Raw genomic sequence first — 20,414 nt, 5'->3', positions numbered from 1 at the left:
GCAGCCTCATCAAAAATTCAGTGGAGTAAAGGTAGGTTATGTAATTACAAAAGAAAAACATCCTGAATTAAGTATCATTATAATGGAACTTGATCCTGGTGTTGAAATACCTTTACATACTCATGAAAAGGAAGTAGACAGCATATTTATAGTTGAGGGTGAAGGTGAAATATATATAGAAAACAACTGGCAAATAGTTAAAAAAGGTGATATTATAGCCATAGGAGCTAAAGAACTTCATGGATTAAAGGCAAAAGGACAGACACCTCTAAAATGTTATGTTGTCCATGCTCCTGCCTTGTGGTAGATATTCTAGCTGATAAGAAATGTTTTCTGGTTTAAAAAATATTTTTGAGAAAAACAGGTGGTTGGCTACAACCACCTGTTTTTGTATTATTCTGATAAATATTTTGTTGGGGCATTCTGTGCAACAGAAGCCTCTTCAGTATCTTTTATTAAAGGCATTTTACCGCTTAAAATACCTAGCCATACTCTGATCGAGTCCGCTACAATCAAGACAACCATTATTATCATAACCACAGAAATTCCAGCGAGTAAATAGTTATGTTTTGGTAAATAGTTATTTACAATATTTTGATATCCAGCAACAATTGTAGTAATCAAAAGAAAAGCCATAGGAATCACTGTTATCCATATATATTTAGCCTTACCAAGTCTCAGAAGAAATGTTGTAGATATTGCTAAAGCCATACCACCAAGAAGCTGATTATTTACTCCGAAAAGTGGCCATATTGTTGAAATAGTTCCTGTATAAAGTAAATATCCCCAGCAAAAACTAAATATTCCACTTGTTACAATAACACCTGGCCACCAGGTATAATCTCTCAATTTTGGGTAAACAACTCCACCGATTTCCTGCATAAGATATCGTCCAACTCTTGTTCCAGCGTCAATAAGTGTAAGAATAAAGAGAGCTTCAAACATAATTGCAAAGTGATACCAGTAACTCATAAGATGTCTCAATCCACCAATTCTTGAGAATATATCTGCCATTCCAACTGCAAGAGAAACCGCACCACCTGGACGACCTGCAAGCTCTTCTCCCACAAGTGCTGAAAGATATGGAAGATCCTGTACTTGCATCCCGAGCTTTTGAAACAGTGCTGGAGGGCTATTGATTGCAAAGTAGTCTGCTGTAGGAAGTACTGTTGCTGCAATTAATGCCATCAATGCAACAAAGCTCTCTGTAAGCATTGCCCCATAACCAATTGGTCTGATATCTCTTTCATTTGTAACCATTTTGGGGGTTGTTCCTGATGATACAAGAGAGTGAAAACCTGAAATAGCACCACATGCTATTGTGATAAAAACAAATGGCCAGACTTTACCCGGGATTACAGGTCCTCCACCTGAAACAAACTGTGTTGTTGGAGGCATTTGAATCAAAGGATTGACAAGAATAACTCCAATTGCAAGTAGCAACATAGTACCAAATTTCATGTAGGAACTGAGATAATCTCTCGGAACAAGGAGTAACCATACTGGTAAAACAGCAGCAATAAATCCGTAAATTGTTACAAATAGTGAGATATCTTTTTTCTCAAAAGTAAAAAATGGTGCTAAAGAAGAATCTTTAATTACAGGACCAAGAACAACTGCTAATATTATAAGTATCACTCCTATAACACTCGCCTCGGCAATCTTGCCAGGTCTTAACCATTTAAGATACATACCAATAAATAAGGCAATGGGAATAGTAATCCCAACAGTAAAAGTACCCCAAGGGCTGTGAAATAGAGCATTGACAACAGATATTGATGCACCTGCAAGAACAATTATTAATAAAAATAATGTAGCAACCAGAACAAGCCAGTAAGAAAAAGGTCCTATTTGTGCTTTTGCTACTTCAGCAAGAGATTTTCCATTGTGTCTTACTGATGCAAAAAGAACAACCATATCATGTACAGCACCTGCGAAAACTCCTCCAATTAAAATCCATAAGAACCCTGGAAGATATCCAAACTGAGCTGCAAGAACTGGTCCGATCAATGGTCCAGCGCCAGCTATTGCTGCAAAGTGGTGTCCAAAAATAAGCCATTTATTTGTAGGGACATAGTCTCTTCCGTCATTCAATTTAACTGCAGGTGTTGGACGATTTGGATCAAGAGCAAGAACTTTTGCAGCAATAAAAGCGCTGTAAAACCTGTAAGCAAGGACAAATACAAGAGCTGCAATAATCACCAGGATTAAAGCATGCATAAAAATACACCTCCTTTTTATTTTTTCTAAAAAATTTTACAACTTAAAAAGGATATTAACAATTACATAAGGATAAAAAGAGAAAATTTTTATATGAATGGAAATGATAGAATTTGAATGGAAATTAACAGTTAAACTTTAATCCTAAAATGTCTTTAAGTTCTTTAATCATAGCTTTGCTCACTGGAATCTGACAGTGTTTGCCTTCTATTATAAGCCAGTAGGTACCTTTAAACCATGGCAACACTGCTTCAATTCTTTTTAAATTCACAATATAGCTTTTGTGAACTCGCATAAAACCTTCTTCTTTAAGCCTGGCTTCCAGCTCTGATAGAGTTCCATCGAAGTAGTATTCATTTTTTAAACTGAATACTTTTACTCCTCCTTCAAATGCTTCGCAATACAAAATTTCATTATAAGGAATAAAACTTATTACACCTTCATTCTGTTGAACAGGAAGCTTTTTAAACACTCTTTTTCTTTCAAGAAATTGAGACAGTTTATTGACTGCCTGTGTCCATTCAGTTTTATTATTTTTAAGACTCTCTATTCTCATGATAGTTTTTGTTATCCTTTTTTCTTCAAATGGTTTAAGAATATAATCCAGAGCTCCAAGTTCAAAAGCCTCAACAGCATAATCATCATAAGCTGTTGCAAAAATAATCAATGGAGGATCATTAAATTTGAGAAGTATTTTTGCTGTTTCAATTCCTGACATATCAGGCATTTCAATATCAAGGAAGACTACATCTGATTTCATCTTTGAATACACTGATATACAGTCTGAGGCACTACCAGCCTGAGCCAGCACCTTGCATGATGAAAATTGAGAAAGAATATAAATTAATTCTTCCCTTGCATAAGGTTCATCATCAGCTACTATAGCTGAAAACATCATGGTAAACAAATCTTTTAGGGATTTTAAAGGTTATTTTTGTTCCTAAACGAGGATAGCTTTCTATATTAAGAGTACTTTCATTGCCATAAAATCTTCTAAGTCTTTCATTAACAAGATATAACCCTAAGCCTGTACTTTTCTTTTCTGTTTTATGTTCATTATTAAGTCCGATGCCGTTGTCTTCAACAGAAATTACAGTATTTTCATTTTCATCATAAATACTTATTAAAATTTCACCACCTTCAAGTTTGGATTTTAGTCCGTGCTTAATAGAATTCTCAACAAGTGGTTGAATTGTAAATGGTGGTAATGGAGTATTGAGATCAACCGCAGTATCTATGCAATAATTTACTGTTAACTTATCCCTATAACGAGCTTGTTCAATAGATAGATAAGCTTCAACATATGAAAGCTCTTCTTTAAGTGAAATTTCTCTTTCTTTCTTTAAACTATATCGTAAAAATGTAGCTAAATTTATAAGGAGGTTTTTAGCTTTATTTGGATCAATTCTAATCAGAGATATTATCGTATTCAATGCATTAAATATAAAATGTGGATGAATTTGTGCCTGAAGGGATTTAAGCTCTGCCTCTGTTTTAAGTCTGGCAAGTGTCTCTAATTCGACAATTTCAAGCTGAGTTGAAAATATATGAGCAAGACCTCTTGCGACCTCGAGGTCAACAGATGTAATGCTATTTTCTCTTTCATGATAAAGTTTAAGTGTTCCTATTGTTTCATTACGTTTTTTTAAAGGTACAATTACAGCTGAGCTTAATTTACATTTAGGACTGCTGCAACCTATTTCCTCTTTTTTATTTGCAATCTGAATTTCGCCTGTATTAATAGCATTTATTGTTGCCTGTGTAAGCAATGTATGCCCGGAATGATGATGATCACTTCCGATACCAACATGTGCGAGAATTTTTTTGTTATCAGTAATTGCCACTGCTGCAACCCCTAGACTATTAAGTATGTTTTTTGCTATCTCTGTGGCAGAATATTCACTTAATCCCTGTCTTAGACGGGGAAGAATTAAGTTTGTAATATTTAGAGTGGCTCTTGCCTGCATTGCTGCAACTCTTTCCTGATGTTCAACTGCTGATTTTATAATGAGCATAAAAATTGCTACACCAGTAGAATTCACAGTAATCATGGGAATTGCGATAAATTTAACAAGTTCTAATGCTTCTGAAAAGGGAGTAGAAAATGTAAGAATAATAATCATCTGAACAATCTCTCCCACAAAACCTGCTAACCATGCTACATGCCATGGAATAAATCCCTTTTTCCAGTATTTATAGATAATTCCACCAAGCAATCCCTCGACCACTGCCGCCAGTCCACATGAAAATGCTGTAAATCCACCAATAAAATATCTATGAATACCAGCAATGAGTCCTGCGCCAGCTCCAACAAAAGGTCCTCCTAATAACCCCGCGACCATAACACCAACCACTCTTGAATTTGCAAGAGCACCGTTAATGTGCACTGCTCCAAATGTTCCAAGGACTCCAAGTCCACCAAAAACGAGTGCCAGAATAATTTTATCTTTATTGGAAGGTTTCCGCGAAAGAACTCTTCCTAATGCATGCATCCTCGAAATAATAAAAGCAACTGTAGCAATAATGCTAAATCTCTGAGAAAGAGTGAAAGTTAATTCAAAAATATCCATTTTTTTAAGTATAAAATAAATTTGAAATCAATCGCTATAATTTATCCGATTATATCAAGAACGCATATAATTTTAAAAAATATATAAAAATTGTAATGCCATCTACTTGTTCAGAACACTGAAAGTCCTGTATGCGTAATAATGTTGTTACAAGAAAGAGAGTATATCTTGAAGGATTATTATTGTCTTATTTTGATGTAACACTTTCAAGTGATTGAACTATGTTTCTTTCCTTTATTTTTCAATTTAAGATGAACACGTTACATCCATTGTTTATACATTATTGTGAAAAAAATTAGAAATTTAAATAGATACTCAGAACTATGTAAAAGATTTTAGAAAAAATATAAAGGGAGAAAAAAATGACAACATACAATAACAAAGAGGAAGGTATTCAGGTAAACAAAGAAAAGCTTAAAGAAATCATTCATTATATAACCTATTTATCCGGTAAAAATCCTGAAAGTGCACAAAATACTGTGGTTTTTTGAAGGAATAGTTTACTGGAAAACCTGGTAAAAGACCTATAAACGATGAATTTGTAAAAAACAATTTTGGTCCAACATTAAAAAATCTTGATATTGTTTTAAAAGAACTAAACTATGAAAATAAAGTTAAACCCGAAGTAGATTTATATTCTTCTCAGTATGGTTACTATCAATGATTGATCAAAGCCTTTAACTGCCCTGAAATAAAATATCTCTCTTCAGAAGAAAAAGATGTACTTGCATTTATTACGCCAAGATTTCTGAATGTGTCCGCAAAAACTTTAAGCAGATTAACTCACACTTTATACTTTGAAAGAAAAAAACAGGGAGAAAGATTAAATCCACTGTCTTTTCTTTCTAATTTTAAAAAACTCAGACAGACGATATAGAGTGGGCACAGAAAGAGATAGAGGCTAAAACAAAAGGAGAAATCTCACCATCACGCCTGAAATTAGAAAAAAAAGTTAGCTTCATTATCAAAGGAATAATCCAATTTGGATTATTCAATTATTGAAGATCAGGGAATTACTATCTATGCTGAGCTTTGCATTAAATATTTAACAAAGATTTATTACAACCTGGATTATGATTCAGTTCAGAGATATATATACGATATAATTCGATCTAATTGAATTTTTGAAAGATGAAATTTTATCAAATCCTACTGGTGGAGAGCTTGTAAAAAGCAATCCACATCCAACATATTTGATGGTTATTTCTCCGCATGATTTGTTAGAAAAAGTAACACAACCTTGACAGATATAATAACAAAATTTATAATTAAATAAAAAAGGTGAAAAAAATGACTATTAACAGATTAATAGGGGAAAAAATAAAAAAATTAAGAACGATGGTTGGCTACACACAGCTTGAGCTTGCAAAAAAAATGGGAGTTTCCCGTCCTACAATATCTCAGATGGAAAACGGAGAAAAAAAGTTCACAGCGGAGGAATTGATTTCGCTTTCAAGGATATTCAATATATCGGTTGAACAGCTTTTAGGTTTAAAAGAGATGCCTGAGGTGATTGTAGTTGAAGAAAAGGATTCAGAAGCACAAAAACACGATTTCAGAATAAGTGTTCCTCAAAAAAATATTGAGAAAATAAAAGAAGTCCTGCTTTACATTCTTAATAAGGTTGGTTCAAAGCCTAACATAGGGGAGGGTGTCCTTTATAAAATTTTTTATTTTATTGATTTTGATTTTTACGAGAAATATGAAGAACAGCTCATTGGCGCCACCTATATAAAAAATCACTATGGACCTACACCTGTTGAGTTTACAAAAGTTGTTGAGTCAATGATACATAACAATGAAATCGTAAAAATAGAAAATAAATACTTCAACTATCCCCAGACAAAGTATCTGCCACTTAGAAAACCTGATCTGACAAAATTAAAAGCTCATGAACTTGAAGTTATAGAGGATGTAATAAATCGACTTGCAGATATGAATGCAGCTCAGATCAGCAATTATTCACATAAAGACGTGCCGTGGATTGTAACTGACGATGGAGAAAAAATAGAGTATGAAACTGTGTTTTACAGAACTCCTGAATACTCAGTAAGAGAATATTCAGAGGATGATGATTGAGCAAAATTGATCTTTTAGATCGTCTCAGGTTAACAACTGTATTTAGAGAAGTTAATTTTTTACCTGAATTTGAAAACGATTTTAAAAGATTGGTGAACCTCCCACGACTAAAGGCGCAGGATTCTAACCTCACGGTTAGAGTTTCCTGCTTCATCGTCCTCGTAACCTACTAACTCCACAGGCGTCTTAATTCCGATAGTTCCTACCGTACTTGTGCCATAATTTTTTACCTGATTATATCAGTAACATATGTATAAATAAAAATCAAGTATTTATCTAAGTATAAAACTATACTATGATTAACATATGTTATATCCTCCTTACTCATGACTGAAGTCACGAGAATGCGGACGATTAACTTTTCAACATCTTTTGCCATATGAACATTTTCATGAAAATGTTCAACTAACCCCATTGAAAGTCTGAACAGCTCCCTTGAAAGATTTTCACACAGGGTAAAGAAGTGGAGCAAAGGCGACATGAAGAAGAGATGGCTTGCAGCTCCTATTCTTCAGAGTGAAGAGAGAGGATGCATCGGGTCATGCTGATCACCTCTTATTTTCGAGAATTTTTTCCTTGAAGTATTTGAGAGCCTTGTCGAGTTCACATTTATCATCTTCCCCACCAATTTTAAATCGCTTTGCTTGCATACGATTTTTCAAATCTTTAGCCATCCGATCCCATAGATAATCCCATAGTGATAGATGAGAACCGTAATCGCTCTCTGAACTCATTTTGAATATGTGCAAAAGTACAATCGGTTTGGATATGATTTGCTTTTGACTTTCGAGGCAATACCAATATTTGACTAAGTTTGTGACACCTCCAGCAGTCTCCACCTCTATTATCACGTGATAATATGGCGTATCTACCCGCAAATCACCGAACTGAAAGTAGGTGTTACCATCAACACATATTCGGTTGTCGCGTCCTTGCCCCTTGAATATAGGGTAACCATGCTTATGGGCACACTTTTCAAAGGGTTCAAGGACCTGCTGTTCAAGATTTTGTCTTTGGTTTGGCATAATATCATGACCTCCTAACAATGTTGCCTAACGTTTTACGGATAAAAGAAGTTGCCAAAGGCAATTTGCGGAAATCTTTTATTTCCCTTTTATCCGCTGTTATATGACCCGAAGGGCAAGGTTGCGAAGCAAACGCAGAGTTCGGCTTGGCGGTAATATTCATAATATCGGCACCTCTCTTATATCCACATCTGGGTCAATGACTAGCATACATGGAATGGAAAACCATTTCAGTAGCAATCCCTTTTAGATGAGGTCTTGTTTCTTACCTAATCATGTAAAAAGGCTTTTTTATACAATTCCATGTCGCAATCCCTTTTAGATGAGGTCTTATTTCCTACCTGACGAATTCAAAAGATTTCTGAAAGAACCCATTGGTCGCAATCCCTTTTAGATGAGGTCTTGTTTCTTACCAAAAAGCCTTTGATCAAATGGGGCGAATATACGAAAAAGTCGCAATCCCTTTTAGATGAGGTCTTGTTTCTTACCTAATCATGTAAAAAGGCTTTTTTATACAATTCCATGTCGCAATCCCTTTTAGATGAGGTCTTATTTCCTACCTGACGATTTCAAAAGATTTCTGAATGAGCAGTAATGTCGCAATCCCTTTTAGATGAGGTCTTGTTTCTTACTTTGACACTTGTATTAGTGGGTGTCCTAGTGAGTATGGTCGCAATCCCTTTTAGATGAGGTCTTGTTTCTTACCTTGCCCCACTGGGAAAGTCTTTATATAAGTATGTCGCAATCCCTTTTAGATGAGGTCTTGTTTCTTACTATATGGAGTGCAGGTATCAGGCAAAACAGAACCGTCGCAATCCCTTTTAGATGAGGTCTTGTTTCTTACATGGTTAGTGATGGGTTTGAAAGCGAATTAGTCGCAATCCCTTTTAGATGAGGTCTTGTTTCTTACATAATTTATTAGAAAAGAGCAGTAGGGGCTTTGTCCGTCGCAATCCCTTTTAGATGAGGTCTTGTTTCTTACTAACCCCCTCATTTTTTTCTTTATTTTTCAATATGTTACAAGGAGGGTTATGCAGATTTTTTTAAAATTTTTTATCACCGATCATGGCTCAAAGTATTGAAGATGCTTGATTTCTTATTCTGCTTAAAACAAGCAAAATCAATATTTTAGCTTAGATGATTTTTAAAATCCAGTCTTGTCAAAGAACCGCTTTGAAGGATTAAATCACATAGAAACATAAAAAGTCAAATAAAAATTTATTTAATTTTCTGGTATGACAATTTTAAATAATCTTATTCTTCAAAGACTGAATGTGATGTAAAACATTAACGGATGATGGCGAACATAAACGTTCAGTGCTTAAAAATTGAGCATTATGTATAACAGTTTAATAATTCAAAAAAATTTTCTTGTATTTAACAGTTTTTAAACAGGTAAGTTTGAAATCTGGTTTTGTTATTCAATAAAAGTTTATTTATAATAGGTTTGCATTAATAAATTAAAAGAGGTGGATATCCTTAGATGAAAAATATGCGTTTAAAGCTTTTTAAAATAATACCAGCTTTTTTATTTATATTATGTTTCACATCTTTATCTCTTGCATATACCATTACGGGCAGTGTAACCCGTGTTATTGATGGTGATACATTTCATCTTCTGCCTGAAAGCGGTATTCCTCAGAACGTAAAGGTTCACAAGGATGGCACAGTATCAGTAAGACTCCGTGGAATAGATGCTCCTGAAAAAAGACAGCCTTATGGACAAGAGGCAAAGGAAAGTTTAAAATCTCTTATTGGTGGTAGAATTGTTAAGGTTGAAATAAAAGACATAGACAGATATGGTAGAATTGCAGGTTATGTTTTTGTAGATGGAATAAACGTTAATCTTCTACAGGTTAAACGCGGCTATGCATGGGCATACACTGAGTACCTTGACAGACCATATGCAAGTGAGTTTTATGCTGCGGAGAAAGAGGCAAGAAAACAGAAATTGGGCTTATGGAAGCAGTTAAACCCCACTCCACCATGGGAGTGGAGAAAGAAATATAGATAAAAAAATGTGGGGAAAATGCGGGAAAACTTTTAAAAATCACCCCGACATTTCTCAAAAATAATCTCTCTGAAAAGTAATTGTTTCAATAAGAATTGAAACAATTTTAGGTTTATTTATTTTTTTCTCTCCGTTTGTTTTCATTAATCATAAAGGCTACGTAGATGCTGCTAAAATTATCCACGTCAGACACTGAGACTGACAATTCTTGAAAAATATGGTTACCAGAAGTACAGGTAATACATAGAGAGGTTAAAAACGAACTTTTCAAAGAAAAGCAAAAGGAGATGAAACAGAAATGGCTTCTGAAAAACTAATGACACCGGATGAACTTGCTGAATACCTGGCAGTGTCAAAGCAAACCATAAGGCTGTGGTGTCATCTAGGGAAAATACCCTTTTTAAAAGCCGGGCATCTTGTTAGATTTAGAAAGCCTGATATTGATGCCTGGCTTGCTACTCAATCCACTCAAAAAAAAGAAAAGAAAAAGAAAACAAGAAAACCATCAATACCTGAAACATCAATTGATAAACTTATCCGTGAGGTTAAAAAAGAGGTTGGAATTGATTAAGCTACCATCTTTTGATATACTCTATCATTCATTGATCTTTGATAAGGGTATCCTGCGATATAGCAGGGGGTAAGTAATGAAAAGCAAAAACAGTAAAGACGGCCTTTATCTAAGAGGCAATGTATGGTGGATGAATTTTACAGTAAACGGCAGGCATTATCAGAAATCAACGGGTACTACAGATTATAAAACCGCAGTAAAAGTCCTTGAAGCACTTAAAGCAAGGATAATACTAAACCACTGGATACCTGAGCAGAATGATCAGAAACAAACCTGTACATTTAAAGAACTTGCAGAACGGTACTCAGAGTATTGTAAAGGAAGGCAGAAATCTTTTAAAGCCTGGAAATTCTATATCATAAAAAACCTGGTTAATCGTTTTGGTAGTTTTGAACTTACTGACTTTAACACCTATACCATTGAACAGCTTCAAACTGAATTCCTTCAAAAAGGAAAGAAACCAGCAACTGCCAATCGAGTGACAGCGGTGCTTGCACATATGTTTACAAAAGCCAATGAATGGGGTATGGTTGATGACAGCATCTTAAACCGCATAAGAAAGGTTAAACGGCTTAAGGAAAACAATAAGCGGTTAAGATTTTTGTCAATCGAGGAGATTCAAAGCCTTCTTAATGCCTGTGATAAACACATTTATCCAATAGTAAAAGTTGCACTTAACACAGGAATGCGTAGAGGAGAAATCCTGAACTTAAAATGGGATCAGGTTGATTTAAAACACGGTTTTATCCTGCTTGGCAATGAAACCAAAAACGGCGAAAGAAGAGAAATACCATTAAATAATACTCTTAAAGAACTGTTTATCCATTTGTTTACTAAAAGAAGACTTGATACTGAATACGTGTTTGTTAATCCTGAAACAGGTAAAAGGTTTGTTGACATTAAAAGAAGCTGGTCTACTGCTTGTAAAAAAGCAGGCATAAAAGACTTTCACTTCCACGACTTAAGGCATACTTTTGCAAGCCAGCTTGTTATGAACGGAGTTGATTTAACAACAGTTAAAGAACTGCTTGGACACAAGGACATTAAAATGACCCTTAGATACTCTCACCTGGCACCGGAACATAAACAGGATGCAGTTAAAAAACTGGATGATTTTTTAGGACAAAATACTCCAAAAATCGCTCAAAAAAGTACCTGATTCTTACAATTTTCTTACAGTGCTGAAATTTTTACTTTTTGTGATTTTTATAAACCATTGATAAATAAGGATGGAGCTGATGGGAGTCGAACCCACGACCTCTTGAATGCCATTCAAGCGCTCTCCCAACTGAGCTACAGCCCCGATCTTTAAACTTAACATATATGGATATTTATTTGTCAATTACTATTAATTTTTCATGCTTTTTTAAGGTATAATTAAAAAATTGTAAGATGGAGAGGTATTTTATATGTCAAAGTTTTTAATTTTCCTGCTTCTTATTTTCCTGACGATTATCGGACTTTTCGCTATGGAAAATAAAGATACAGTGATTTTAAAGGTACCATTTGGAGCAGCTTATGAAATGCCTAAAATAGGATTAATGCTTCTTTCTCTGAGTTTTGGTGCATTTTTTATTTTTATAGTTTTTTTTATTAGAGACACCACCAATCTTATCGGTAAATTTCAATTGCAAAAAAGGCAGAAACAAGAAGAAAAGATAAAAGAATATTACGCTAAAGCTTTGAATGCAATTGTAAGAGACAAAATTACAGAAGCCAAGGAGGCTCTACAGGAAATATTAAAAGAGGAACCTGAGCATATTGATGCTCTTATAAGGCTAGGCGATATATCCATGAAAGAAGAGGACTATAAAACAGCTCTTAAATATTATAAAAAAGCTTATGAACTTGATCCAAAAAATATAATTTCTCTTTTTTCTATTGAAGGTATAATGGAAAAAATGAATGAAAATGAACTCGCTCTCAGGTATATTGAACAGATTATAAACCTCGAGCCAGACAATTTATTAGCATACTATAAAATGAGAATTATTTTAGAAAAACTTGAAAAATGGGAAGATTTAATTGCTCTTCAGAAAAAAATTCTGAAACTTATACCAGAATATAAAAAATCAGATGAAGAAAAAAGGCTTGTAGGATATACCTATGAATATGGTAGAGTAAGTATTGAGTTAGGAGAACTTGAACAGGCAGAAAGAGTTTTTTCAACGCTTGTCAAGACTTCACCAGATTTTATTCCTGCTTATCTTGGTTTGACAGAAGTGATGATTTCTGAAGGAGAAGTTGAAGAGGCGATTGAATTGCTTCAGAAATCATATAAGGATTTAAAATCAAAACTATTGCTTATAAGACTTGAGGATTTAATGATCAGTATAGGCGATCCAAAGAGACTAATTCAATTTTATCTAAAAGCCATCAATGAACAACCAGATGATATTGAACTCAAATTCCTTCTTGGTAGACTTTATTATCGATTGGAAATGATTGATGATGCTATAGAGACTTTATCTTCAATTGATCCTGCAATATGTTCAACTCCAAAACTCCACTGTATAAAAGGATTTCTTTACTTAAGAAGAAATCAGATTACCAGAGCTGTTTCTGAGTTCAAAGAGTTATGTCCAGAAACAAAGGTATCAAATCTATCATATATATGCAAGGAATGTAAGTCAACTTTTGATGAATGGACTGGAAGATGTTCTGTTTGTAGCACATGGAATAGTTTTGAGGTGAATTTAAGAGGTTGTGAAGTTTTAAAATGATCGAATTTTTTCGTAAAAAGCGAAAAATTGTTCTTGATACAAGTGTTTTTATAAATCCAGATGTCAGAGGTGCTTTTGGGAACAATCCTGAAGAAGCAATTGAAGAATTTATAAAAATCATCAAAAAAATTGAAATTTTTGAGTTTTATCTGCCTTCTAGTGTTTTTAAAGAATTGATGTATTTTGTAGATGAAAAAAAAATTTCAAAGGAGTTTTATTTTTTCATCAGGATTAAATCTCCAGATAAACATAGAACCACATGTCCTGCAATATTTTTTTATGAACTTGTTGAAGAAATGAGAATTAGAATCAATAAGGGACTCAGAGTGGCAGAGGATGCTGTAAGGAGTGTAACACAGAAGGGAATGGATGAGACAATTAAAGATTTAAGGAAGAAATATAGAGAAGCACTTCGTGAAGGTATTATAGATAGCAAAGAGGATGTTGATTTAATATTTCTATCTTTGGAACTTAAAGCAACGCTTGTAACAGGAGATCAGGGATTGATTAAATGGGCTGATAAGCTTGGAATTGAATGGATTGTTCCTGAAAAGTTCAAGGATTTTTTACTTTCTGCGTACGGATGAATTCCAGAAATTACCAATTTTTCTAAATTTTTCATATCGTTTTTTCACAAGTTCCTCTACTGATATCTTTTCAAGTTCCATTGTAATGCTGATTATTTTATTTTTAATTCTTTTGCCCATTTCATGAGGTTCTCTATGCGCTCCACCAAGTGGTTCAGGAATAATATCATCGATAATTTCAAATTTCTTTAAATCCTGAGCTGTAAGCTTTAGTTCTTCAGCTGCTTTCATGTATTCTTCAACTCCCATATCAGAATTCTTTTTCCACAGTATTGCTGCACACCCTTCAGGTGATATTACTGAATAAACTGAGTGTTCAAGCATTAAAATTTTATCACACACACTAAGTGCTAACGCTCCTCCACTTCCACCTTCTCCTATAACAACGCCAATTAATGATGTTTTAAGCAAGGACATTTCCATGAGATTATTTGCTATTGCTTCAGCCTGACCTCTTTCTTCAGCACCTATGCCTGGAAATGCGCCAGGAGTATCAATCATTGTAATAACAGGTATTGAAAATCGTTCAGCAAGCTTCATAATCCTTAAAGCCTTTCTGTATCCTTCTGGATGAGCTTGCCCGAAATTGCGATAAATTCTTTCTTTTATTGTTCTGCCTTTTTGATGTCCTATGACAGCATATGAATTTCCATCAATTTTACCAATTCCAGCAACTACTGCAGGATCATCACCAAAACGACGGTCTCCATGAAGCTCTATAAAATCTTCAAAAATCATTGAAATATAATCAAGTGTGTATGGTCTTTCCGGATGTCTTGCTATCTGGGTTTTTTGCCATGGAGTAAGATTTGAAAATATCTCAGTTTTCAACTCTTTTAATTTCTTATTGAGTCTTTTAATTTCCTGAGTAAGATCAATGTCACTGCCATCAGAGAGTTTTTTTAACTCTTCAATTTTTACTTCCAGTTCCTGTATTGGTTTTTCAAAATCAAGATAGTAGTTCATGTAATTTTTACCTGACAGCCTTTGATTTTTTGTATCTTTGTTTCAAAATCAATGCATGGTTCAAATGGGCTAAGAATTATAACATTATAGTCAGGAAAATTTAAACAGATGTATATGCTTCCTTCTCCATTATGTGTATCTCCTAGATACTGTCTCACTTCTTTCATAATCATATAAGCTTTATCAGTATCTAAGCAGTCAATATTTATTTCATATTTTATTTTTAAATCTATGTTTTTCAAATCTTCTATCTCTCTTGCAAGAAATTTTGTTGAATCAGAATTTTTAGATATTATTCCTTTAATGATAATCAAATTTTTCTCAGTTAAAATATTGTTATATTTTTTAAAAAGTTCAGGATAAATAACCACTTCAACCCTTCCTGTTTCATCACCTATTGTTAGATATGCAGTTACTCCTTTTTCTTTTGCTTTACTTTTGACTTCCTCCACAATTCCAGCTATTTTTATTTCCTGCGTTTCTTGATTGTCATCATCAAAATTATTATCATCCTCCTCTGTATCAAAAATATCAGCAATTGTAGAAATATTCATTTTATTTAAAATTGCCCTTATAGGTTTCATTGGATGTCCTGTAAGATAAAAACCAAGAGCAGATTTTTCTTCATTTAACAGTGTGTTATTGTCCCATCCATCTACTGTTTCAACAGTAGAAAATAATCCTCCTGATGATCTGGTTCCCTTAAGGGATATAAGTTCCTGCATGGCGATAGCTCTTGCCTGATTAGGAGGATATTGGGAATAAAGGGAATCAAAAGCTCCTGTTTTAATAAGGGATTCAATTACTTTTTTGTTAACTTTTTTTGTATCAACCCTTTTCAAAAAATCTATCATTGATTTAAATTTACCATTTTTTCTCTCATTGACAATACATTGTAGGGCAGAACCTCCAACTCCCTTAACAGCTTCAAGTCCGAATCTTATTGAGTTTCCACTGGCAGTAAAAGCTCTGTCACTTTCATTTATATCAGGTCCTTTAATTTCTATGTCCCAGGCTTTACATTCATTAATGAATTTCACTAATTTGTTTGTATCTCCCATTTCATTTGAAAGGTTTGCCGCAAAAAACTCCACTGGATAATGAGTCTTTAAATAGGCTGTAACGTATGATAAATAGGCATAAGCAGCTGAGTGAGATTTATTGAAACCATATTCACCGAAAGCTGCCATCAGGTTAAACAGGGATTCTGCTTTCTCAAATGAAACTCCATTTTTTGTGGCACCCTGAATAAATTCTTCTTTAAGACTTGCCATAAGCTCCGGAATCTTCTTTCCCATAGCTTTTCTTAAAACATCTGCCTGTCCCATTGTAAAACCTGCTATTTTATTGGCAATCTTCATGACCTGTTCTTGATAAAGAATTACTCCATAGGTTTCATCAAGTATTTCTTTGAGTTCTGGAAGTTCATAATGAACAGGAATTAACCTTTTTTTTCTTTTGATGAAATCATCAACCATTCCACTGCCAAGAGGTCCTGGTCTGTATAGAGCAACTAGAGCAATAAGGTCCTCAAATCGCTGAGGCTCCAGTCTCTTGAGTATTTCTCTCATTCCTCTACTTTCAAGCTGAAATACACCTATTGTATGACCTGAACAAAGAAGACGATATGTTTCTGTATCATCCAGAGGAATATTATCCAGGTCTATCTCTTTACCTTGTGCTTTAACATATTTTACAGTGTCATCTATTACAGTTAGAGTTTTCAGACCAAGAAAATCAAACTTGAGCAAACCAACATCTTCAAGCGCTTTCATATCAAATTGAGTTATAACAGTATCTTCGCCTGCATTTTTATAGAGAGGCATTAAATTTTCAAGAGACTCTGGAGAAATGACAACTCCTGCAGCATGTTGAGAGGCGTGTCTTGAAAGTCCTTCAAGTCTCAAAGCTATATCAATCAGTTCCTTAACAGTTTGATTTTTATTGTAAAGCTCTTTCAATCTGGGTTCTAAATTTAAAGCCTGTTCAAGAGAAGGGCATGCAAATGGTATCATTTTAGCAATTTTATCAACTTCAGCATATGGAACATTTAGAGCTCTTCCAACATCCCTTACTACAGCTCTTGCGGCCATTGTTCCAAATGTTATAATGTGAGCAACTCTGTCTTTACCATAATTTTCGGCAACATATTGAATAATCTCTTCTCTTCGATCTTTACAGAAATCAACATCAATATCAGGCATGCTTATTCGTTCAGGATTCAAAAATCTTTCAAAAATAAGTCCGTATTTTATAGGGTCTATGTCTGTAATTTTAAGTGCGTAAGCAACAAGACTTCCTGCTGCTGAACCTCTACCAGGTCCCACAGGAATACTCTTCTGCCTTGCATGGTTTATAAAATCCCATACAATAAGAAAATAAGAAGAAAATCCCATCTGTGTTATAACTTTGAGTTCGTTCTCAAGCCGATTCATATAATCATCCGGTGGAATTCCTTTAAACCTTTCATTTAATCCTTTTATAGCGAGCTCTTTCAAATAGTTATCCGGTGTATAACCCTCTGGAACATTATATTGAGGAAGTTTATATTCACCAAGTCTCAAATTAAAACTACACATATCCGCAATGTTGAGCGTATTTGTTAAAGCCTCAGGAATTTCCATAAATGCTGAATACATTTCCTGCGGAGATTTAAAATAAAACTCATCTGTCTGAAACTTGAGCCTCTTTTCATCATTTATTGTCTTGCCTGTCTGAATGCAGAGTAAAATCTCATGTGCTCTTGCATCAGATTTATAGAGATAGTGGCAGTCATTTGTTGCAACCACAGGTATATCAAATTTTCTGGAGATTTCTATCAATCCTCTGTTTGCTACTGCCTGTTCAGGAAGGCTGTTTGGTTGAATTTCCAAAAAGAATCTGTTACCGAATATATCTTTAAACTTCTTTGCTGTATCATGAGCACGTTCAATATTTTCATAAACAATATTGGATGGTATTTCTCCCTTTAAACATCCAGACAGAGCTATTAGTCCCTCATTGTATTCAGAGAGAAGTTCAATGTCAATTCTTGGTTTATAATAAAACCCTTCCAGATAAGAACGAGTAACAAGACGAGTGAGATTTTTGTATCCCTCTTCATTTTCTACCAGAAGAGTAAGATGAAAGGACGCTTCTTCCGGCATCCCTGGATCTTTATTTACTTTGCTTTTCTCAAAACGACTCTTGGGGGCAACATAAACTTCGCAACCTATAATTGGTTTAATTCCTGCTTTATTGGCTTTTTTAAAAAACTCTACAACGCCAAACATATTTCCATGATCGGTTATCGCAACAGCAGGCATCTTATAATTTTTAGCCTGTGCAATTAATTCATCAATTTTTATTGCTCCATCAAGGAGACTGTATTCGGTATGTACATGAAGATGGACAAACTCTGGCATGCTCATATTATGAATGTTAAAATTTTATTTTAGACTAAGTCAATTTCATAAGTTTCCTAAAAATGATCTTATAGAAAAAGTAAGCATTGTTTAAATCATCTCAAATTTACACAATATATTTTTATACTACCGACAGAGTGATAAATAACATACAGGATAAAATACAAAGCAATTAATAAAAATTTAAGGTAAAATTACCTTGAAGTATTTTTAATAGTTAGATACAATTGAGTAGGCTCCTTTGGAGCTAAAACTAAAAGGGGAGGTCTAAAGATGTTTACAAAATCTTCTCTGATTATAGCTGTATGCTTTATAACTGTTCTTTTTATTGGTTCTACTGTTGCTCAAAATAATAACTCAGGTTTTCAAAATAACAATGACGCTAAGGGTGTGCAGGAAAAGAGCCACTTGGAGATAGCTCAAGCACTAAAGCAATCAAGCAATGAGCAATTGTTTGCTGCAAAGCCATGTACTCCTTCTGGATGGTGGTGCACAAGCAACAGTCAGTGTTGTAGCGGTAGTTGTAAAAATAATGTGTGCAACTAAGGCACAGGGTAGGCAATGCCTACCCTGTCAAAAACTGGCAATAACTATCAAACTTATCATAATATTGTTTTTTATTTTTTATCCTTTTTTTGGTTCAGCAAAAACAGTTATTCTTGAAGGCAATCTTAAAAGTACAGTTAAAGTCTCTCAGCAAATGCGTTTTAATGTCTCAGAACCTTTAGAAACACTGAAATTTAAATTTGCGCTTCCAATGAATTTTTCAAATAAGTTTGTTAGTCAGCACATAAATAATCTGGATATAAAAATTGAGCCTGAACCAGAAAAATTTGAAAAAGAAATTGACCAATATGGTAATCAATGGGGCTTTGTAAAATGGAGAAATCTTAAGAACTCCGTAAGAATAACAATAACATTCGAAGCTTCTGTGAATTCAGAATTAAGAGCAGAAAGTTCAACAGCGGAGTTTCCTTTAAAAAATGTTCCTGATACTGAAAAGTTATTTTTAAAATCAACTGCACTGGTTCAATCTGAAAATGCCGATATCTTGAAACTTTCTCATGAACTCACAAACGATGCAAAAACAGAGTATGAAGCTATAACCAGGATACTTAACTGGGTTATTGACCATGTAAGATACACCTATAATCCTCAACAATTTGATGCACTGTATACATTAAAAACAGGCAAGGGAAACTGTCAGAACTTGGCGCATCTTACAGTTGCACTTTTAAGAGCTTCTGGAATTCCTGCAAGAGTTGTCGGAGGATTATCCCTCAAATACCCATGGAAAATTCCACTTGGTAAGAACTATCTTGTTCAGAGTATAGGACAGGGTGGACATGCCTGGATAGAAGTTTATTTTCCTGATCTTGGATGGCTTTCTTATGATCCTCAGCAGTCAAAGCAATTCACATCATCAAGACATATAAAACAAACCCACGCACTTGAATCAGATGAAGTTAATGATACATGGAGAGCATACCCATATCTACCAGCATATAGCGAAAATGTTGATGCAAAATTTTTATCTGATAGAATTCATATTTCACCAAAAGCTTCTGAATCATCACCTAAGGCTTATATTTTAAGCAATAAAATGGTTGTAAAAAAGGAAATGATTCAAAAACCACCTCCTCAAGAAGAATTTAAACCTCTTCCATCGGAAAAAGTATTTGAATTTGGCAATATGGATTTCCCAAATCTTGTTGATCTATATCAAATCATAGGAGACAGGGCAGTAAAGATTCTTGATAAAGAAACAGCTGAATATGTCACATCGCAATACATATATGCTCAGGCATTCACAGTTAATGAACCTTTAGAGATCGAAAGACTATCACTTGCAATGAGAAAATTCGGTGGTGATGGAACAATTTATATTGACCTTATATCAGATGAACATGGAAAACCATCGTTAAAGGGATTTAGGTCAAATCCTGTATTCCTTGATAATATTCAGAACCGTCCTGGTTATTACTGGCTTGATTTCATATTTCCTGAAAAACCAAAAATAACCAAAGGTAGATACTGGATAGTGCTGAGGCATTCAGGAGATGTAATCATGAATTGGTTTTATATACCAGGAAATCCATATGGCGATGCTGATGATACTCGCTCAACTATTAAAGGTTTCAAGTGGGAAGATATTTTAAACTATGACTTTGTATTTAAAGTAAAAGCGAAAAGGCTGTAAAAATCTGAGGTAAATATAGTTTACAGTAATTCATGCTAATGCACGGAGGGTTGAGGTA

The 20,414-nt window shown here is 34.2% G+C and carries 17 protein-coding genes, 1 tRNA gene and 1 CRISPR repeat array; of the genes, 11 read left to right on the top strand and 7 right to left on the bottom strand.

The annotated features are described in order from the left end of the window. Nucleotides 1–307, top strand: a 307-nt coding sequence (locus G581_RS0100625) for a cupin domain-containing protein (protein WP_028844162.1), incomplete at its 5' end; no start/stop codon positions are given. Nucleotides 308–393: 86 nt separating this feature from the next. Here the strand turns inward: G581_RS0100625 and G581_RS10095 are convergent. The 3 genes from G581_RS10095 to G581_RS0100610 form a co-directional block, all read right to left on the bottom strand. Then, nucleotides 394–2,220 (bottom strand): carbon starvation CstA family protein, encoded by a 1,827-nt coding sequence (locus G581_RS10095; protein WP_038064493.1) that lies wholly within the window; start codon nucleotides 2,218–2,220, stop codon nucleotides 394–396. Between the two features lie 124 nt (nucleotides 2,221–2,344). Further along, nucleotides 2,345–3,118: a LytR/AlgR family response regulator transcription factor gene (locus G581_RS0100615; RefSeq protein WP_051178596.1), complete on the bottom strand. Its 774-nt coding sequence runs from the start codon at nucleotides 3,116–3,118 to the stop codon at nucleotides 2,345–2,347. Continuing rightward, nucleotides 3,093–4,790 carry a sensor histidine kinase gene (locus G581_RS0100610; RefSeq protein WP_028844160.1) on the bottom strand — a complete coding sequence of 566 codons (1,698 nt, stop codon included), beginning with the start codon at nucleotides 4,788–4,790 and terminating at the stop codon, nucleotides 3,093–3,095. Before G581_RS0100610 ends, G581_RS0100615 begins: the two co-directional genes overlap by 26 nt. A gap of 362 nt (nucleotides 4,791–5,152) precedes the next feature. Between G581_RS0100610 and G581_RS12295 the strand changes: the two genes are divergently transcribed. The 3 genes from G581_RS12295 (at nucleotide 5,153) to G581_RS0100590 (ending at nucleotide 6,869) form a co-directional block, all read left to right on the top strand. After that, on the top strand, nucleotides 5,153–5,281 hold the full coding sequence (locus G581_RS12295; protein ID WP_275574433.1) for a hypothetical protein: 129 nt from the start codon (nucleotides 5,153–5,155) through the stop codon (nucleotides 5,279–5,281). A 173-nt stretch (nucleotides 5,282–5,454) separates the two neighbouring features. After that, nucleotides 5,455–5,667, top strand: coding sequence for a hypothetical protein (locus tag G581_RS0100600; RefSeq protein WP_028844159.1), 213 nt, complete (start codon nucleotides 5,455–5,457; stop codon nucleotides 5,665–5,667). A gap of 413 nt (nucleotides 5,668–6,080) precedes the next feature. Beyond that, nucleotides 6,081–6,869, top strand: a complete 789-nt coding sequence (locus G581_RS0100590) for a type II toxin-antitoxin system antitoxin SocA domain-containing protein (protein WP_028844158.1) — start codon at nucleotides 6,081–6,083, stop codon at nucleotides 6,867–6,869. Nucleotides 6,870–7,417: 548 nt separating this feature from the next. Here G581_RS0100590 and G581_RS0100580 read toward each other — a convergent pair. Beyond that, the gene (locus G581_RS0100580; protein WP_028844156.1) at nucleotides 7,418–7,894 is read right to left on the bottom strand and encodes a hypothetical protein; all 477 of its coding nucleotides are present in this window, start codon (nucleotides 7,892–7,894) and stop codon (nucleotides 7,418–7,420) included. 233 nt (nucleotides 7,895–8,127) lie between these two features. Further along, a CRISPR array of direct repeats spans nucleotides 8,128–8,876; the repeat unit is 36 nt; unit sequence GTCGCAATCCCTTTTAGATGAGGTCTTGTTTCTTAC. Nucleotides 8,877–9,377: 501 nt separating this feature from the next. Between G581_RS0100580 and G581_RS0100575 the strand changes: the two genes are divergently transcribed. The 3 genes from G581_RS0100575 to G581_RS11450 all read left to right on the top strand — a co-directional run bounded on the left by G581_RS0100575 (nucleotide 9,378) and on the right by G581_RS11450 (nucleotide 11,635). Further along, nucleotides 9,378–9,908 (top strand): thermonuclease family protein, encoded by a 531-nt coding sequence (locus tag G581_RS0100575; RefSeq protein WP_083962513.1) that lies wholly within the window; start codon nucleotides 9,378–9,380, stop codon nucleotides 9,906–9,908. 295 nt (nucleotides 9,909–10,203) lie between these two features. Further along, on the top strand, nucleotides 10,204–10,476 hold the full coding sequence (locus G581_RS10090; RefSeq protein WP_038064489.1) for a helix-turn-helix domain-containing protein: 273 nt from the start codon (nucleotides 10,204–10,206) through the stop codon (nucleotides 10,474–10,476). Nucleotides 10,477–10,552: 76 nt separating this feature from the next. Next, a complete protein-coding gene (locus G581_RS11450; RefSeq protein WP_051178594.1) occupies nucleotides 10,553–11,635 on the top strand; it encodes a tyrosine-type recombinase/integrase in 1,083 nt (360 codons plus the stop codon). A 71-nt stretch (nucleotides 11,636–11,706) separates the two neighbouring features. On the opposite strand, the gene G581_RS0100555 is transcribed toward G581_RS11450, so the two are convergent. Then, nucleotides 11,707–11,779: transfer RNA gene (locus G581_RS0100555), tRNA-Ala, on the bottom strand. A gap of 106 nt (nucleotides 11,780–11,885) precedes the next feature. On the opposite strand from G581_RS0100555, the gene G581_RS0100550 reads away from it, so the two are divergent. Both G581_RS0100550 and G581_RS0100545 read left to right on the top strand, forming a co-directional pair. Then, on the top strand, nucleotides 11,886–13,199 hold the full coding sequence (locus tag G581_RS0100550; RefSeq protein ID WP_028844154.1) for a tetratricopeptide repeat protein: 1,314 nt from the start codon (nucleotides 11,886–11,888) through the stop codon (nucleotides 13,197–13,199). Continuing rightward, nucleotides 13,196–13,786 (top strand): RNA ligase partner protein, encoded by a 591-nt coding sequence (locus G581_RS0100545; protein ID WP_028844153.1) that lies wholly within the window; start codon nucleotides 13,196–13,198, stop codon nucleotides 13,784–13,786. Before G581_RS0100550 ends, G581_RS0100545 begins: the two co-directional genes overlap by 4 nt. On the opposite strand, the gene G581_RS0100540 is transcribed toward G581_RS0100545, so the two are convergent. Both G581_RS0100540 and G581_RS0100535 read right to left on the bottom strand, forming a co-directional pair. Next, nucleotides 13,766–14,752 (bottom strand): acetyl-CoA carboxylase carboxyltransferase subunit alpha, encoded by a 987-nt coding sequence (locus tag G581_RS0100540; RefSeq protein ID WP_028844152.1) that lies wholly within the window; start codon nucleotides 14,750–14,752, stop codon nucleotides 13,766–13,768. The two genes, G581_RS0100545 and G581_RS0100540, sit on opposite strands and share 21 nt — an antisense overlap. Beyond that, entirely contained in the window at nucleotides 14,749–18,156 is a 3,408-nt protein-coding gene (locus tag G581_RS0100535; protein ID WP_239639001.1) for a DNA polymerase III subunit alpha, read from the bottom strand. The genes G581_RS0100540 and G581_RS0100535 overlap by 4 nt, the downstream gene beginning before the upstream one ends. Nucleotides 18,157–18,429: 273 nt before the next feature. On the opposite strand from G581_RS0100535, the gene G581_RS12125 reads away from it, so the two are divergent. Together G581_RS12125 and G581_RS0100525 are read left to right on the top strand one after the other, a co-directional pair. Then, on the top strand, nucleotides 18,430–18,702 hold the full coding sequence (locus G581_RS12125) for a hypothetical protein (protein WP_028844150.1): 273 nt from the start codon (nucleotides 18,430–18,432) through the stop codon (nucleotides 18,700–18,702). After that, nucleotides 18,611–20,356 carry a transglutaminase-like domain-containing protein gene (locus G581_RS0100525; RefSeq protein ID WP_239639000.1) on the top strand — a complete coding sequence of 582 codons (1,746 nt, stop codon included), beginning with the start codon at nucleotides 18,611–18,613 and terminating at the stop codon, nucleotides 20,354–20,356. The genes G581_RS12125 and G581_RS0100525 overlap by 92 nt, the downstream gene beginning before the upstream one ends. The last annotated feature ends 58 nt before the right edge of the window (nucleotides 20,357–20,414 follow it).

Source organism: Thermodesulfovibrio thiophilus DSM 17215, from assembly GCF_000423865.1.
In the GTDB taxonomy this organism is placed as follows: Bacteria; Nitrospirota; Thermodesulfovibrionia; order Thermodesulfovibrionales; family Thermodesulfovibrionaceae; genus Thermodesulfovibrio; species Thermodesulfovibrio thiophilus.
The sequence above is the reverse complement of the archived record's forward strand: the minus strand, read 5'-3'. Positions and strand labels throughout refer to the sequence as shown.

Excerpts from the sequence above, each read along its gene's own strand:
- G581_RS10095 (WP_038064493.1), bottom strand. The coding sequence starts at position 2,220 with ATGCATGCTTTAATCCTGGTGATTATTGCAGCTCTTGTATTTGTCCTT.
- G581_RS0100615 (WP_051178596.1), bottom strand. The coding sequence starts at position 3,118 with ATGATGTTTTCAGCTATAGTAGCTGATGATGAACCTTATGCAAGGGAA.
- G581_RS0100610 (WP_028844160.1), bottom strand. The coding sequence starts at position 4,790 with ATGGATATTTTTGAATTAACTTTCACTCTTTCTCAGAGATTTAGCATT.
- G581_RS12295 (WP_275574433.1), top strand. The coding sequence starts at position 5,153 with ATGACAACATACAATAACAAAGAGGAAGGTATTCAGGTAAACAAAGAA.
- G581_RS0100590 (WP_028844158.1), top strand. The coding sequence starts at position 6,081 with ATGACTATTAACAGATTAATAGGGGAAAAAATAAAAAAATTAAGAACG.
- G581_RS0100580 (WP_028844156.1), bottom strand. The coding sequence starts at position 7,894 with ATGCCAAACCAAAGACAAAATCTTGAACAGCAGGTCCTTGAACCCTTT.
- G581_RS0100575 (WP_083962513.1), top strand. The coding sequence starts at position 9,378 with ATGAAAAATATGCGTTTAAAGCTTTTTAAAATAATACCAGCTTTTTTA.
- G581_RS10090 (WP_038064489.1), top strand. The coding sequence starts at position 10,204 with ATGGCTTCTGAAAAACTAATGACACCGGATGAACTTGCTGAATACCTG.
- G581_RS11450 (WP_051178594.1), top strand. The coding sequence starts at position 10,553 with ATGAAAAGCAAAAACAGTAAAGACGGCCTTTATCTAAGAGGCAATGTA.
- G581_RS0100550 (WP_028844154.1), top strand. The coding sequence starts at position 11,886 with ATGTCAAAGTTTTTAATTTTCCTGCTTCTTATTTTCCTGACGATTATC.
- G581_RS0100545 (WP_028844153.1), top strand. The coding sequence starts at position 13,196 with ATGATCGAATTTTTTCGTAAAAAGCGAAAAATTGTTCTTGATACAAGT.
- G581_RS0100540 (WP_028844152.1), bottom strand. The coding sequence starts at position 14,752 with ATGAACTACTATCTTGATTTTGAAAAACCAATACAGGAACTGGAAGTA.
- G581_RS0100535 (WP_239639001.1), bottom strand. The coding sequence starts at position 18,156 with ATGCCAGAGTTTGTCCATCTTCATGTACATACCGAATACAGTCTCCTT.
- G581_RS12125 (WP_028844150.1), top strand. The coding sequence starts at position 18,430 with ATGTTTACAAAATCTTCTCTGATTATAGCTGTATGCTTTATAACTGTT.